Source organism: Streptomyces sp. NPDC023541 (assembly GCF_055559995.1).
This window is the reverse complement of the sequence record NZ_JBVHJO010000004.1, coordinates 575234-588629: the sequence shown is the minus strand read 5'-3', so window position 1 is coordinate 588629 and position 13396 is coordinate 575234. Positions and strand designations below refer to the sequence as shown.

At 72.1% G+C, this 13396-nt stretch carries 15 protein-coding genes; 8 read left to right on the top strand and 7 right to left on the bottom strand.

The window, feature by feature from the left end; genetic code table 11:
• Positions 1-30: 30 nt before the first annotated feature.
• The 3 genes from ACZ3X1_RS13190 (at position 31) to ACZ3X1_RS13180 (ending at position 2844) form a co-directional block, all read left to right on the top strand.
• A complete protein-coding gene (locus ACZ3X1_RS13190) occupies positions 31-1398 on the top strand; it encodes a S1C family serine protease (protein ID WP_362626334.1) in 1368 nt (455 codons plus the stop codon).
• A 118-nt stretch (positions 1399-1516) separates the two neighbouring features.
• Positions 1517-1954 (top strand): sec-independent translocase, encoded by a 438-nt coding sequence (locus ACZ3X1_RS13185; protein WP_356814781.1) that lies wholly within the window; start codon positions 1517-1519, stop codon positions 1952-1954.
• A 137-nt stretch (positions 1955-2091) separates the two neighbouring features.
• On the top strand, positions 2092-2844 hold the full coding sequence (locus ACZ3X1_RS13180) for a hypothetical protein (RefSeq protein WP_356814782.1): 753 nt from the start codon (positions 2092-2094) through the stop codon (positions 2842-2844).
• Positions 2845-3023: 179 nt separating this feature from the next.
• Here the strand turns inward: ACZ3X1_RS13180 and ACZ3X1_RS13175 are convergent, their stop codons facing one another.
• From ACZ3X1_RS13175 to ACZ3X1_RS13165, 3 genes are all read right to left on the bottom strand, one after another.
• The gene (locus tag ACZ3X1_RS13175; protein ID WP_390077797.1) at positions 3024-4184 is read right to left on the bottom strand and encodes an Mrp/NBP35 family ATP-binding protein; all 1161 of its coding nucleotides are present in this window, start codon (positions 4182-4184) and stop codon (positions 3024-3026) included.
• A 42-nt stretch (positions 4185-4226) separates the two neighbouring features.
• The gene (locus tag ACZ3X1_RS13170) at positions 4227-4820 is read right to left on the bottom strand and encodes a DUF1003 domain-containing protein (RefSeq protein WP_356814795.1); all 594 of its coding nucleotides are present in this window, start codon (positions 4818-4820) and stop codon (positions 4227-4229) included.
• Positions 4821-4905: 85 nt separating this feature from the next.
• Entirely contained in the window at positions 4906-6177 is a 1272-nt protein-coding gene (locus ACZ3X1_RS13165; protein WP_031151459.1) for a magnesium transporter MgtE N-terminal domain-containing protein, read from the bottom strand.
• A 188-nt stretch (positions 6178-6365) separates the two neighbouring features.
• On the opposite strand from ACZ3X1_RS13165, the gene ACZ3X1_RS13160 reads away from it, so the two are divergent.
• On the top strand, positions 6366-7157 hold the full coding sequence (locus ACZ3X1_RS13160) for a hypothetical protein (RefSeq protein ID WP_356814783.1): 792 nt from the start codon (positions 6366-6368) through the stop codon (positions 7155-7157).
• Between the two features lie 13 nt (positions 7158-7170).
• Here ACZ3X1_RS13160 and ACZ3X1_RS13155 read toward each other — a convergent pair whose 3' ends face one another.
• Both ACZ3X1_RS13155 and ACZ3X1_RS13150 read right to left on the bottom strand, forming a co-directional pair.
• On the bottom strand, positions 7171-7686 hold the full coding sequence (locus ACZ3X1_RS13155; protein ID WP_356814784.1) for a hypothetical protein: 516 nt from the start codon (positions 7684-7686) through the stop codon (positions 7171-7173).
• An 85-nt stretch (positions 7687-7771) separates the two neighbouring features.
• A complete protein-coding gene (locus ACZ3X1_RS13150) occupies positions 7772-8887 on the bottom strand; it encodes a magnesium and cobalt transport protein CorA (RefSeq protein WP_356814785.1) in 1116 nt (371 codons plus the stop codon).
• A 376-nt stretch (positions 8888-9263) separates the two neighbouring features.
• On the opposite strand from ACZ3X1_RS13150, the gene ACZ3X1_RS13145 reads away from it, so the two are divergent.
• From ACZ3X1_RS13145 to ACZ3X1_RS13130, 4 genes are all read left to right on the top strand, one after another.
• Positions 9264-9848, top strand: coding sequence for a suppressor of fused domain protein (locus ACZ3X1_RS13145; protein ID WP_356814786.1), 585 nt, complete (start codon positions 9264-9266; stop codon positions 9846-9848).
• A 60-nt stretch (positions 9849-9908) separates the two neighbouring features.
• A complete protein-coding gene (locus ACZ3X1_RS13140) occupies positions 9909-10553 on the top strand; it encodes a DUF6758 family protein (protein ID WP_356814787.1) in 645 nt (214 codons plus the stop codon).
• A gap of 98 nt (positions 10554-10651) precedes the next feature.
• Complete coding sequence (locus tag ACZ3X1_RS13135; RefSeq protein ID WP_356814788.1) at positions 10652-11515, top strand: PHP domain-containing protein; 864 nt, start codon at positions 10652-10654, stop codon at positions 11513-11515.
• 76 nt (positions 11516-11591) lie between these two features.
• Entirely contained in the window at positions 11592-12197 is a 606-nt protein-coding gene (locus ACZ3X1_RS13130; RefSeq protein ID WP_356814789.1) for a MarC family protein, read from the top strand.
• An 86-nt stretch (positions 12198-12283) separates the two neighbouring features.
• On the opposite strand, the gene ACZ3X1_RS13125 is transcribed toward ACZ3X1_RS13130, so the two are convergent.
• Positions 12284-12436: a hypothetical protein gene (locus ACZ3X1_RS13125; RefSeq protein ID WP_167344722.1), complete on the bottom strand. Its 153-nt coding sequence runs from the start codon at positions 12434-12436 to the stop codon at positions 12284-12286.
• Positions 12437-12532: 96 nt separating this feature from the next.
• Positions 12533-13390 carry an alpha/beta fold hydrolase gene (locus ACZ3X1_RS13120; protein ID WP_467279364.1) on the bottom strand — a complete coding sequence of 286 codons (858 nt, stop codon included), beginning with the start codon at positions 13388-13390 and terminating at the stop codon, positions 12533-12535.
• Positions 13391-13396: the final 6 nt, after the last annotated feature.

The following is a 13396-nucleotide window of genomic DNA, read 5'->3' as shown; positions in this document are numbered from 1 at the left end:
GACATGCGCAAAGGTACGCGGGGAGCGCCCATGGCCGACAGGCAGCAGACCGAACCGGCTCCGCAGTGGTGGAGCCGGCCCGAGGGCACGGCCGACAGCCGTCGGGACGGGGTTCCGGCCCCGCGGCCCGGGACCGCCGGCGAAGCCGTCGACGGAGACGGAGAGGGTGACGGCGCCGACGACGGCGGGAACGGGGCCGCCGAGCGGGTGGCGGCCCCTGCCCAGGAGCCGCCGGCCCACCAGGGCCGGTACGACCCCTGGGGCGAGCAGCCCCTCCAGGTCGTGGACCGGGGCCGGGACCGCCCCGGGTTCCGGCTGTGGCAGGTGGCCTCCCTCGCCGCGGGAACGGCGCTGCTCGCGGGCGGGATCGGCGGTTACGTCGGCGTGCTCGCCGAGCGGCAGAGCAGCACCAGGCTGGAGCTGCCGCAGGCGGCCGTCGCCGACAACGGCCGGGCGCCCGACAGCGTGGCCGGGATCGCGGCCACCGCACTGCCCGGCGTGGTGACCCTGCACGTGCGGGGCGCGAAGAGCAGCGGCACGGGCACCGGCTTCGTGCTGGACCCCCAGGGGCACATCCTGACCAACAACCACGTGGTCGCCGACGCCAAGGAGATAGCGGTCACCTTCAGCACCGGCGAGAGCGTCACCGCCGAGCTGGTCGGCCGCGACTCCGGCTACGACCTGGCCGTGGTCAAGGTCAGCGGGGTGCGCGGGCTGCGGCCGCTCAGCCTGGGGAACTCCGAGAACGTGAAGGTCGGCGACCCGGTCGTGGCCATCGGCGCGCCCTTCGACCTCTCCAACACGGTCACCGCCGGCATCATCAGCGCCACCGGCAGGCCCGTCACCGCGGGCGGCGACAAGGGCGACGGCAGTGACATCAGCTACGTCGACGCCCTCCAGACCGACGCCCCCATCAACCCCGGGAACTCCGGCGGCCCCCTCCTCGACGCCCGGGCGCACGTCGTCGGCATCAACAGCGCGATCCGCGGCGCCGACAAGGACGACCCCGACCGGCAGGGCGGCTCCATCGGCCTGGGCTTCGCCATCCCCATCAACCAGGGCAAGCGCGTCGCCGAGGAGCTCATCGCCACGGGCCACGCCACGCACCCCGTCATCGGGGTCACCCTCGACATGGACTACACGGGTGACGGAGCCCGGGTGGGGGACAAGGGCGAGGACGGCAAGCCGTCCGTGACCGCCGGAGGACCGGGCGCGCGCGCCGGCATCAAGCCCGGTGACGTGATCACCAAGGTGGACGGGCAGCGGGTCCGCGGCGGCGACGAGCTGATCATCAAGATCCGGGCCCACCGCCCGGGCGATCGGCTCACCCTGACCGTGCTGCGCGACGGCCGGGAGCACACGCTGGGCGTGGTCCTCGGGTCGGCGAACGGCTCATGATCCCGGGATGACCGGGGGGTGAAACCCCCACGGGGCCGGGACGCGTGTATGGGCCCGCGGGCAAGGCCGGGTACCGTGTGTTCGGGCCCGAAGTGACAGAGAGCCGAGGAGCGGCAAGGTGTTCAACGACATAGGCGCACTCGAACTCGTCACGATCGTGATCCTGGCCATCCTCGTCTTCGGCCCGGACAAGCTGCCCAAGGTCATCCAGGACGTCACGGGCTTCATCCGGAAGGTCCGTGCCTTCTCCGACAGCGCCAAGCAGGACATCCGCTCCGAACTCGGCCCGGAGTTCAAGGACTTCGAATTCGAGGACCTCAATCCGAAGACCTTCATCCGCAAGCAGCTGACGGAGAACGAGGACCTCAAGGAGATCCGCACCAGCTTCGACCTCCGCAAGGAGCTGAACGACGTCACCGACGCCGTCAACAACCCGGAACCCCACCCTGCCCCGGCCTCCCCGTCCGGCGCGGCCGCCGCCGGTGCGGACCTGCTGAAGAAGCCCGCGGCCCCGGCCGCCGAGCAGCGCCTGCGCTTCGACGCCGACGCCACCTGACCCAGCCTGCCCGGTGATCCGGGGTCCGGTGGCTATCCTCCATCTGTCCGGATCGCGGGACGCCCGAGGGAGGGGGTCCCCCCAGCGCAGCGAGGGGGAGGGCCGTTCCGGACCCCACGGAACGAGAGGCCGCCCAGATGGAGACGACGAGCAGCAGCCTGGTAGGCGCGCAGACCGCCGAGGCACCCGCCGCCGCAGACCCCGCACAGGAACCGCATACCAGTCCGCATACGAGCCCCCATACGGGCGACCGTGCCGAGGGGCAGCAGCCGGAGGCCGCCGCCCCCGTGCCGGCGGCCCGCCGGACGGCCGACGGCTTCCTGGCCGCTGATTTCCCCTGGTACGGGCTGGACGAGGCCTTCACCGGTCGCCGCTGGCTCATGCAGGTCGGCACCGCCGCCGACGGAACGGTCGAGCACGGCTCCACCGGCCACGGTGACGAGCCGTCCGCCCGGGGCGAGATCGCCACCGGCGAGAAGGAACGCTTCGCCGTGGTCATCACCGTGGCGAGCAACCCGCTGCGCCGCAGCGGCGACGGCACCGGAGTCCTGGAGGCCACCTCCGTCTCCTCGGCGGCCTGGCTGGCCGGCTCCGGGCTGCTGGCCTACAGCTGGCCCGGACAGATGGACCACACCCTGCGCGACGACTGGCTCGACCAGCAGACCGAGGCCGCGTGGGAGCTGGCCGACGACCTCGCCGGCGAGGACTGGTCCACGCTGTCGCTGCCGGTGGACGGGGAGCCGACCACCTTCCACTACCGCGAGTCCGAGTTCGGCTGGGTGCTCGCGGGCTCCACCGGGAGCGGGGTGCACCTGGGCGCCTACGGGCGCGGGATGAGCGCCTACGGCCTCGGCTTCTCGGCGATCTCCGACCTCGGCACGTACGAGTAGCCGCACCGGCCGGGCAGGGGCACGGGTACGGGTACGGAAGAAGGGCACCGCCGGCCGGCGGTGCCCTTCCCTTCGCGACGGGGCCAGGCGGTGTCCTGTCGATCAGGCCGGACCAGGGAGCGGTGGATGCCGCCGAGGCGCGGCGTCATCCACCGCGCGCCCGGCATGCGAGACAGCTCCTAGAACTTGTTGCGCGGGGTGATGCCCAGGGACATGCCCGACAGGCCGCGCGCCCGGCCGCCCAGCTTGCCCGCGATCGCGCGCAGGGCCGCACCGGCCGGCGAGTCCGGGTCGGACAGGACGACGGGCTTGCCCTCGTCGCCGCCCTCGCGCAGCCGGACGTCGATCGGGATCTGGCCCAGCACCGGCACCGTCGCGCCGACCGTCCTGGTCAGCCCGTCGGCGACCTTCTGGCCACCGCCCGAGCCGAAGACGTCCACCATCTCGTCGCAGTGCGGGCACGGCAGGCCCGACATGTTCTCGACGACGCCGACGATCTTCTGGTGGGTCTGCACGGCGATCGAGCCGGCCCGCTCGGCCACCTCGGCGGCGGCCTGCTGCGGGGTGGTGACGACCAGGATCTCGGCGTTCGGCACGAGCTGGGCCACGGAGATCGCGATGTCACCCGTGCCCGGCGGAAGGTCCAGCAGCAGCACGTCCAGGTCGCCCCAGAAGACATCGGCCAGGAACTGCTGCAGGGCCCGGTGCAGCATCGGCCCGCGCCACACGACCGGGGCGTTGCCCGGGGTGAACATGCCGATGGAGATGACCTTCACGCCGTGCGCGGACGGCGGCATGATCATGTTCTCGACCTGGGTGGGACGGCCGTCCACGCCCAGCATGCGCGGCACGCTGTGGCCGTAGATGTCCGCGTCGACCACGCCGACCTTCAGGCCGTCCGCCGCCATCGCCGCGGCCAGGTTCACCGTGACGGACGACTTGCCGACACCGCCCTTGCCGGACGCGACCGCGTACACGCGGGTCAGCGAGCCCGGCTTGGCGAAGGGCACCTCGCGCTCGGCGGTGCCGCCGCGCAGCGTGGCGGCCAAGTCCTTGCGCTGCTCGTCGCTCATCACGTCGAGGGTCACGGCGACGGAGGTGACGCCGGCGACCTTCTCGACGGCCTCGGTGACGTTCTTGGTGATGGTCTCGCGCATGGGGCAGCCCGACACCGTGAGGTAGACCGTGACGGCGACCGCGCCGCCGTCACCGATCTCCACCGATTTGACCATGCCGAGGTCGGTGATCGGCCGGTGGATCTCGGGGTCGTTCACCGTCGCCAGAGCGTCCAGGATCGCGTCCTGCTCAGGCACGGCGGCGGAGCTTGTGTCGGTAGCCATGCCCCGATGGTACGGCTCGGTAGCACGGCTCAGGAAAGCCCGTCAGCGGTCGCCTTCATCACGTTCCGCCGGGAATAGACGGCGCTCGTCCATCTCCTTGATCAGGACCTGGAACTCCGACCTGATCCAGTCGCGCGTGGCGACCTCGCCCAGGCCCATCCGCAGCGCCGCGATCTCCCGCGTCAGGTACTCGGTGTCGGCGATGGAGCGCTCGTTCTGCTTGCGGTCCTGCTCGTGGGTGACCCGGTCGCGGTCGTCCTGCCGGTTCTGCGCGAGCAGGATCAGCGGTGCCGCGTAGGACGCCTGGAGCGACAGCATCAGCGTCAGGAAGATGAAGGGGTACTTGTCGAAGCGCAGGTCGTCCGGCGCGAAGACGTTCCACAGCACCCAGAGGATGATGACCAGCGTCATCCAGACGATGAACCGGCCCGTGCCCAGGAAGCGCGCCACCCGCTCCGACAGCCGCCCGAAGGCCTCCGGGTCGTATTCGGGCAGCAGGGACCGGCGCGGCGCCCTCGGGAGGTCCAGGCGCACGCGCGGGCGCGTCAGCGCGCTCGACCCGCTCGACGGCTTCGCCGCGCGCTCGGCGGAACGTTCCGCCGCCTCCGCCGCCAGCCCGTGCTCGCGCGCCTGCATCCGCGCCTGCTCGCGCCGCTCCCGGATCTGCTCCCGGCGCCGCTCGCGCGCCTGTTCGCCACGCCCCCGGTCGAAGCGTCCTCGCTCAGCGGCCACCGACGGCCTCCTCGGAATGGAATTCCGTCTCCCGCCAGTCGTCCGGCAGCAGGTGGTCCAGTACGTCGTCGACCGTCACCGCGCCCAGCAGCGAGCCGCCCTCGTCGACCACCGGCACCGCGACCATGTTGTAGGCGGCCAGGTGCGTGGTCACCGCGGGCAGCGAGGCGTTCGGCCGCAGCGGCGGCAGGTCCGTGTCCACGATGGAGCTGACCAGGGTGAACGGAGGATCGCGCAGCAGCCGCTGGAAGTGCACCGTGCCCAGGTATTTGCCCGTCGGCGTCTCGTCCGGCGGCCGGCACACGTACACCTGCGCCGCCAGCGCCGGCGACAGGTCCGCCTGCCGTACGCGGGCCAGCGCGTCCGCGACCGTCGCGTCCGGACGCAGCACGATCGGCTCGGTCGTCATCAGACCGCCGGCGGTGTTCTCCTCGTAGGACAGCAGGCGGCGCACGTCGGCCGCGTCATCGGGCTGCATCAGCGTCAGCAGCCGCTCCTTGTCGTCCTCCGGCAGCTCCGACAGCAGGTCGGCCGCGTCATCGGGGTCCATCGCCTCCAGGACGTCGGCGGCGCGCTCCTCCTTGAGCTTGCCGAGGATCTCCACCTGCTCGTCCTCGGGCAGCTCCTCCAGGACGTCCGCGAGCCGGTCGTCGTCGAGGGCGTTGGCCACCTCGGCGCGCCGCTTCGGAGTCAGGTGGTGCAGGACGTTCGCCACGTCGGCGGGGCGCATCTGCTCGAAGGTGGCGACCAGGTTCTCGGCGCCCTGCCCGTGCTCCTCCAGCGAGAAGCCCGTCACCGCCGACCACTCCACCGTCAGGGCCTCGCCGCGCCGGCGCAGCGCACCCGACTTGCCCTTCCGTACGAAGATCCGGTCGATCTCCCAGTCCCGGCGGGCCGGCAGTTGCTGGATGGCCACGTCCAGGACGGTGACCTCCTCGCCGCTGGCGACCAGGGTCACCCGCCGGTCCAGCAGTTCGCCCAGGACCAGCCGCTCGGTGGGGCGCTGCTCGAAGCGCCGCATGTTGATGACACCGGTGGTGATGACCTGACCGGACTCGACCCCCGTGACCCGGGTCATCGGCAGGAAGATCCGCCGCCGGCTGACCACCTCGACCACCAGGCCCAGCAGCCGCGGCGGACGGCCGCCGACCCGGAGCATGGCGACGAGGTCGCGGACCCGGCCCACCTGATCGCCGTTGGGATCGAAAACGGGCACACCCGACAGATGCGAGACGAAGATCCGCGGGGCGCCTGCAGCCATCCGAGCGCCTCCTAGAGCGTCTGTCGACAGTCGTGCCGCCCCTCAGGCTAGCCCGTGCCGCGGGAAGGCGTCCTGGTGGGGAGGTCCGCCCGGGGACCGCCGGACCGCGGGGGAGCGGTCGCGGGCCGCCGCACACGGACGGGTACGCTGCCTGCTGGCCGCAGACGAACGACGAGAGGCACCTGCCCGTGACCGCCTACTTCCCCGCCGCGCGGCTGCGCCGGGCCGCCTTCATCGGTGTGCTGTGCGCGGGTCTTGCCGTGACCGGGACGGGGTGCGGGGACGACCCGGACGAGGGCACGAACGGCGTCGGCAAGCTCTCCGCCGACAAGATCGAGGAGAAGGCGAAGGCGGCCGCGACCGGCGCCGACTCGGTGCACCTGTCCGGCACGCTGGTCAGTGGCGGCAAGTCCTTCACCGTCGACATGCGGCTGAAGGCGGACGGCGGCTCCGGCGAGGTGAAGTCGAAGGAGGACACCTTCCAGCTGCTGCGCGTGGGGGAGCAGCTCTACCTGAAGGCCAGCGCGGCGTTCTGGGGCCAGTCCGACTCGGCCGGCAAGCTCGGCGACAAGTACGTGAAGGTGCCCGAGGGCGACCCCTCCTACAAGCAGTTCCGCGGCTTCACCGACATGGACGTCCTGCTGGACGGACTGCTGGGCCTGGAGGGCAAGCTCGCCAAGGGCTCCTACACCAAGGTCGGGCACACGCGCGCGGTCCAGGTCACCGCGGACGAGGGCAAGGGCGGCAAGCTCTCGGTGTCCCTGGAGGGGACCCCCTACCCGCTGCTCATGGAGCGCGCCGGCGGCGCCGGCCGGGTGGAACTCGCGGAGTGGGGCAAGCCGTTCCAGCTGGACCCGCCCGCGCAGGACCAGACGGTCGACTACGGCAGCCAGCTGCCGACGACGAAGGACCAGGGCGGCGAGGCGGCCCCGGCCCCCTCCAAGGGCTCGGGCCAGGGCGCGAACCCCACCAAACCTTAGGGAGTGCGCCCGGTCAGCCCCGGGCGGCCTTCTTGCGCTTCAGCAGGAGCTTCGGCAGGGCCGCGGGGACCGGCCTGCGGGTCGTCGCCGGGGAGCCCAGCGGGGCCGCGGCCAGCGAGCCGTCCGGCAGTTCGGACCGCACCGATTCCGGCTCCAGCCGCAGCAGCCGGCACTCGCGCGCCCACCGCTCGGTCATGTCCTCCGAGTCGGGCGCGTTCAGCCGCTTGCCCTTGAGCTCGGCCACGGCCGCGTGCCACTCCTCGCTGCGGGGCGCGAGCTCCCGTACGGTCGCCGTCCAGGCCACCAGCCGGCCGCCCTTGTCCTTGCTCCGCACGGTCACCTCGGCGCCCGCGCCGTCCGCCAGCCCCGGGAACGGCTGCTCGCCGGGCCCGTCACCCAGGACGTGGGCCGCGCCGTTCACCCAGGCGTGCCACAGGGCGCGGTCGGCCCCGGCGCCGCGGACCCAGATCAGGCCGGACTTCTTGGTGGCCTCCTCGACGAGGGCCAGGTCGAGCGTGCTGAGAGTCATGCGGACAGGGTAGGGGGTCGCCGCGCGGGCCCTGGCGGGTGTCCTGCCGTCGGGCCGGGCGGCCGACGCCATGTTGCGGAACTCCCTAGAGCCAGCCGTGGCGGCGCAGCGCGCGGTGGATGGTGAAGCAGGCGCCGAAGATCGTCGCCATCACCATCGGGTAGCCGTACTCCCACCGGAGCTCGGGCATGTGGTCGAAGTTCATCCCGTACACCCCGCAGATCATCGTCGGCACGGCGATGATGGCCGCCCAGGAGGTGATCTTGCGCATGTCCTCGTTCTGGGCGACCGTCGCCTGCGCGAGGTTGGCCTGGAGGATCGAGTTCAGGAGCTCGTCGAAGCCCACCACCTGCTCGTGCACCCGCGCGAGGTGGTCGGCCACGTCCCGGAAGTACTTCTGGATGTCCGGGTCCACCAGCCGCATCGGCCGCTCGCTCAGCAGCTCCATCGGCCGCAGCAGCGGCGAGACCGCCCGCTTGAACTCCAGCACCTCGCGCTTGAGCTGATAGATCCGCCCCGCGTCGCCGCCGCGCGCGCTGCCCTTGGCGGGGGCCGCGAAGACATCGCTCTCCACCTCGTCGATGTCGTCCTGCATCGCCGCCGCGACCGCGATGTAGCCGTCGACGACGTGGTCGGCGATGGAGTGCAGGACGGACGAGGGCCCCTTGGACAGCAGCTCGGGGTCGTCCTGGAGGCGGTGGCGCAGCCCCTTGAGGGACCCCTGGCCGCCGTGCCGGACGGTGATGACGAAGTCCGGGCCGGTGAAACACATCACCTCGCCCGTCTCCACCACCTCGCTGGTGGCGGTCAGTTCGGCGTGCTCCACGTAGTGGATGGTCTTGAAGACGGTGAAGAGGGTGTCGTCGTAGCGCTCCAGCTTCGGCCGCTGGTGCGCGTGCACCGCGTCCTCCACGGCCAGCGGGTGCAGTCCGAAGGTGGCCGCGATCCCCGCGAACTCGGCCTCCGTCGGCTCGTGCAGGCCGATCCACGCGAAGCCGCCGTCCTCACGGACCCGGCGGATCGCCTCACGGGGCGTCAGACACGCCCGGCCCAGCACCCGGCGGCCGTCGCGGTACACGGCGCAGTCGACCACCGCGCTGCTCGCCGACGGGTCGCGGGTCGCGTCGTAGCCGGGCTGTGCGGGGTTGGGCTTGCGCAGGGACGGGCGTACGGCCGCACGCAGGTAGGGCAGCATCGACATGGCAGGCTCCTTCGCACGCACGGCTGTGGACCGTACGGGTGGGAGACCCTCCGACACGCGGGGCGGGCAGGCCCGGGCAAGCGGGAGGGAACAGGACGGGAGGACAACGTTCTGCCGTCGCTCTTCTACTGATCAGAAGATCACAGAGGGCGGGAAGCGCCCGCCGGAGAAGCGGAAGAGCGATTGGTACTGCACGATCGACTTCGATCCACCGCAGCCCCACCTCCTCCGGCCGGTCCCCCGTGGGGGACGTCCTGTCTCCGGGGCCTTGAAACAACGCTTCTGCGTGCGGCCCCGAACAGCTGTCAACACTATCAGCCGACGGATGGTCAAGACCCGCCCTTTACCCGGCTGATACGAGTTCTATGCTCGCTGCATGGCAGAAATTCTGGCCCTCGTCGAGGCCCGGCTGCGCACCGCGTTCGGTGAACCCGACGCCCGCGCCGCCGTCACCTTCCTGGGCACCGACCGCATCGAGGTACTCCGTTTCGCCGAGGGCGACCTCGTCCGGTACGCGACCCTCGGGATGTCCGCGAACCCGATGACCGATCCGACCGCCGTGGTCGCCGACCCCGTACGCGGCCCGCGCGCCGAACTGGTGCTGACCGTACGGGCGGGGCTGGCGGACACCGACAAACTGCTCAGGCCGCTCGCGGTGCTTGCCGCCTCCCCGCAGGTCGAGGGGCTGGTCGTGGCCCCGGGTGCCTCGCTCGATGTGGGCGAGCCGCTGTGGGAGGGGGCGCCGTTCAGCTCGGTCCTCGTGGCGGAACCGGGCGGTCTCGTCGAGGACCTGGAGCTCGACGAGCCCATGGAACCGGTGCGGTTCCTGCCGCTGCTGCCGATGACGGCGAACGAGGCGGCCTGGAAACGGGTTCACGGTGCGGCCGCCCTCCAGGAGCGCTGGCTCGCGCGCGGAACGGACCTGCGGGATCCTCTGCGTAGCGCTGTCGCACTGGACTGACAGCCCGGACGGGTGACCGTGCCTTGACTGGCGGCCGGGCGGGGAGGAGCGTGGCTACCTATGAGGGGTGAACCAAGTTGCCCGAAGTGCGGTGGCCGGGTCAGGGCGCCCGGACTCTTCTCCGACTCCTGGCAGTGCGCGGCGCACGGCGCCGTCCACCCCCTGCAACCCGTCATCCCGCCGAGCGTGGAGGGCCTGGGCGTGGTCGTGCACCGGGCGCGGGTTCCCGTGTGGATGCCGTGGCCGCTGCCGCTGGGGTGGCTCTTCACCGGCGTGGCGTCCGCCGGTGACGACCGCAGCGGGGGCCGGGCGACGGTGGTCGCCTGTTCGGGTCCCGGGCCGGTGGGGGGTATGGGGGAGCTGCTGCTGATCGCGGAGGAGCTGGGCGTAGGCCTGGGCGCGCGGTACGCGGGGATCGACGGTCCGGACCCCGGCCCGTCCATCAACATGGCCGGGCCGCCCCACACCAAGGTCGTCGCGGCGGGCCGTCCCACGCCGCTGTGGCACGTGGGCGGAGGCCCGGACGACCGGGCCGTCTTCGCCGGCGAGGCGCGCGGCCTGTGGCTGTGGGCGATCGTCTGGCCGCAGCAGTCGGGGCTCCTGCTGTACGACGAGCTGGTCCTGACCGACCTGCGCGAAGGGGGCGCCGAGGTCGAACTCCTCCCGTGCGGGGCGCTGAGCCCGCGCATCCTGGGTCCCGTCTAGGGCCGGGTGCCCCGGCGTAGATCCTTCCGGCGAAACCGGACCTTCCGCCCGGTTATCCTGGGGTGTCCCCCCGTCCGTACGACCCATGGAGCTCGGCTGTGCGCATCGACCTGCACGCGCACTCCACGGCGTCCGACGGTACGGACACCCCCGCCGAGCTCGTGCGCAACGCAGCCGCCGCCGGGCTGGACGTGGTCGCGCTGACCGACCACGACACCGTCGGCGGGTACGGCGAGGCCCTCGCCGCCCTTCCCGCCGGACTGACCCTGGTGACCGGCGCCGAACTGTCCTGCCGGCTCGACGGGATCGGCGTGCACATGCTCGCCTACCTCTTCGACCCCGAGGAGCCCGAGCTCGCCCGCGAGCGGGAACTCGTCCGGGACGACCGCGTCCCGCGGGCCCGGACCATGGTCCGCAAGCTCCAGGAACTCGGCGTGGCCGTCACCTGGGAGCAGGTGGCGCGGATCGCCGGTGACGGTTCGGTCGGCCGGCCGCACATCGCCACCGCCCTCGTCGAGCTGGGCGTCGTACCCACCGTCTCGGACGCCTTCACGCCCGACTGGCTCGCCGACGGCGGCCGCGCGTACGCCGAGAAGCACGAGCTCGACCCCTTCGACGCCGTACGCCTGGTCAAGGCCGCCGGCGGTGTCACCGTCTTCGCGCACCCCGCCGCCGTCAAGCGCGGCCGGTGCGTGCCGGAGTCCGCGATAGCCGCGCTGGCGGCCGCGGGCCTGGACGGCATCGAGGTGGACCACATGGACCACGACGCCGACACCCGCGCGCGGCTGCGCGGCCTGGCGGCGGACCTCGGGCTGCTGGCCACCGGTTCCAGCGACTACCACGGCAGCCGCAAGACCTGCCGCCTGGGCGAGTACACGACCGACCCCGAGATCTACGGCGAGATCACGCGCCGCGCGACCGGGGCCTTCCCCGTGCCGGGCGCCGGCGGACGCGGGCGCTGACCGGCCACTTCGCGGCCCGCTCGACCCGTCCCTGACTTCTTCTTCGCGACACCCCTCTCTCCTGCAAGGCATCACTGTGTTCGACTTCGCCGTCTTCGGATCCCTTTTTCTCACCCTTTTTGTGATTATGGACCCCCCGGGGATCACGCCGATCTTCCTGGCGCTGACCTCCGGCCGTCCCGTCAAGGTGCAGCGCCGCATGGCCTGGCAGGCCGTCTGCGTGGCCTTCGGCGTCATCGCGGTCTTCGGCCTCTGCGGTCAGCAGATCCTCGACTACCTGCACGTCTCCGTCCCGGCGCTGATGATCGCGGGCGGTCTGCTGCTCCTGCTCATCGCGCTCGACCTGCTCACCGGCAAGAACGACGAGCCCAAGCAGACCAAGGACGTGAACGTCGCCCTGGTCCCGCTGGGCATGCCGCTGCTGGCCGGGCCCGGTGCGATCGTCTCCGTCATCCTGGCCGTGCAGAAGGCGGACGGGGCGGCCGGCCAGGTCTCGGTCTGGGCCGCGATCATCGCCATGCACGTCGTGCTGTGGATCACCATGCGCTACTCGCTGGTGATCATCCGGGTCATCAAGGACGGCGGTGTCGTCCTCGTGACCCGGCTCGCCGGCATGATGCTGTCGGCGATCGCCGTCCAGCAGATCATCAACGGCGTGCTCCAGGTGGTCCAGGGATCCTGACCGCCCCCGCCCCGTCCCCCGCCGCGCGTACGCGAACGCCCCCGCACCGGTCCCGGTGCGGGGGCGTGGACGTTTCGCGCGGAGCGTCAGATGGACGCACTCTCGGCCGGTCGGATCAGGATGCGCTGGCCGACGTAAGCGGCCTGCTGCACGATCCGGTTGACGGAGGCCGCGTCCACGACGGTGCTGTCCACGGCGGTCCCGTCGACGTCGTCCAGGCGCAGAATCTCGAAGCGCACGGGGCTTCTCCCTTCGTCAGTGTTCTCCTTGCACTGGTTCAACGAAGTGTATGCCGCAATCATTCCCTACGCTAAGGAAATTTTTTGGCTGGCTAACTACATGGCGCTGGCGGCGTCCCAGAACGACGCCAACGCGGCAGCCGTCGTCGCCGGGTCCTCGGCGTTCGGGGAGTGCTCGGTCCCCGGCACGACCACCCGCCGCGCGCCCAGCCGCTCGGCCATCGCGTCCATCAGCGGGACCGGCCAGGCGTAGTCCACAGCCCCCGACAGCACCAGCTTCGCGAGCCGGACCCGGCTGAGTTCGTCCACCCGGTCGGGCTCGCAGATCAGGGCCCGGCCCGTGACGATCAGCTGCTCGGGGACGGTGGCCAGCCACCGCTCGCGCAGGAAGTGCGTCAGCTCGGGGGAGTCCTCGGCCGCGTCCTGCGGATCGTGGGCCCGCATCGCCGCCCAGATCCCCGGCATGTCGTCCCCCATCGCCTCCAGCGTCGCGACCAGCAGCTTCGTACGCGCCTGCTGCTCCTCGGCGATCGCCGCCGGCCCGCTGCTCAGCAGGGTGAGCGAGGCGAAGGGCGACGGGTCGCGCAGCACGGCGGCGCGTGAGATCAGCCCGCCGAGCGAGTGGCCGACCAGGTGCACGCGGCCCGCACCCAGGGCGCGGACCTGGGCGAGGAGGTCGCGCGCCAGCTCCTCCAGGCCGTACGCCGACTCATCGCGCGGGCCGGGCGTCTCGTACTGGCCGCGCCCGTCGACGGCGACCACCCGGTAGCCGGCGGCGGCCAGCGGCTCCAGCAGGGCGACGAAGTCCTCCTTGCTGCCCGTGAAGCCCGGGACCAGCAGGGCGGTACCGCGGACCGGCTCGCCGGCCTCGTGCACGGCGAAGCAACCGCGGTCGGTGGACAGGCGGTACGCACGGGCGGCGGACGGCAGCGTAAGGCGCGGGGGCTTGCTCATGGCCCG

Excerpts from the sequence above, each read along its gene's own strand:
- ACZ3X1_RS13145 (WP_356814786.1), top strand. The coding sequence starts at position 9,264 with ATGGCAGAAATTCTGGCCCTCGTCGAGGCCCGGCTGCGCACCGCGTTC.
- ACZ3X1_RS13170 (WP_356814795.1), bottom strand. The coding sequence starts at position 4,820 with ATGCAGGCGCGCGAGCACGGGCTGGCGGCGGAGGCGGCGGAACGTTCC.
- ACZ3X1_RS13150 (WP_356814785.1), bottom strand. The coding sequence starts at position 8,887 with ATGTCGATGCTGCCCTACCTGCGTGCGGCCGTACGCCCGTCCCTGCGC.
- ACZ3X1_RS13140 (WP_356814787.1), top strand. The coding sequence starts at position 9,909 with ATGAGGGGTGAACCAAGTTGCCCGAAGTGCGGTGGCCGGGTCAGGGCG.
- ACZ3X1_RS13190 (WP_362626334.1), top strand. The coding sequence starts at position 31 with ATGGCCGACAGGCAGCAGACCGAACCGGCTCCGCAGTGGTGGAGCCGG.
- ACZ3X1_RS13180 (WP_356814782.1), top strand. The coding sequence starts at position 2,092 with ATGGAGACGACGAGCAGCAGCCTGGTAGGCGCGCAGACCGCCGAGGCA.
- ACZ3X1_RS13120 (WP_467279364.1), bottom strand. The coding sequence starts at position 13,390 with ATGAGCAAGCCCCCGCGCCTTACGCTGCCGTCCGCCGCCCGTGCGTAC.
- ACZ3X1_RS13165 (WP_031151459.1), bottom strand. The coding sequence starts at position 6,177 with ATGGCTGCAGGCGCCCCGCGGATCTTCGTCTCGCATCTGTCGGGTGTG.
- ACZ3X1_RS13175 (WP_390077797.1), bottom strand. The coding sequence starts at position 4,184 with ATGGCTACCGACACAAGCTCCGCCGCCGTGCCTGAGCAGGACGCGATC.
- ACZ3X1_RS13155 (WP_356814784.1), bottom strand. The coding sequence starts at position 7,686 with ATGACTCTCAGCACGCTCGACCTGGCCCTCGTCGAGGAGGCCACCAAG.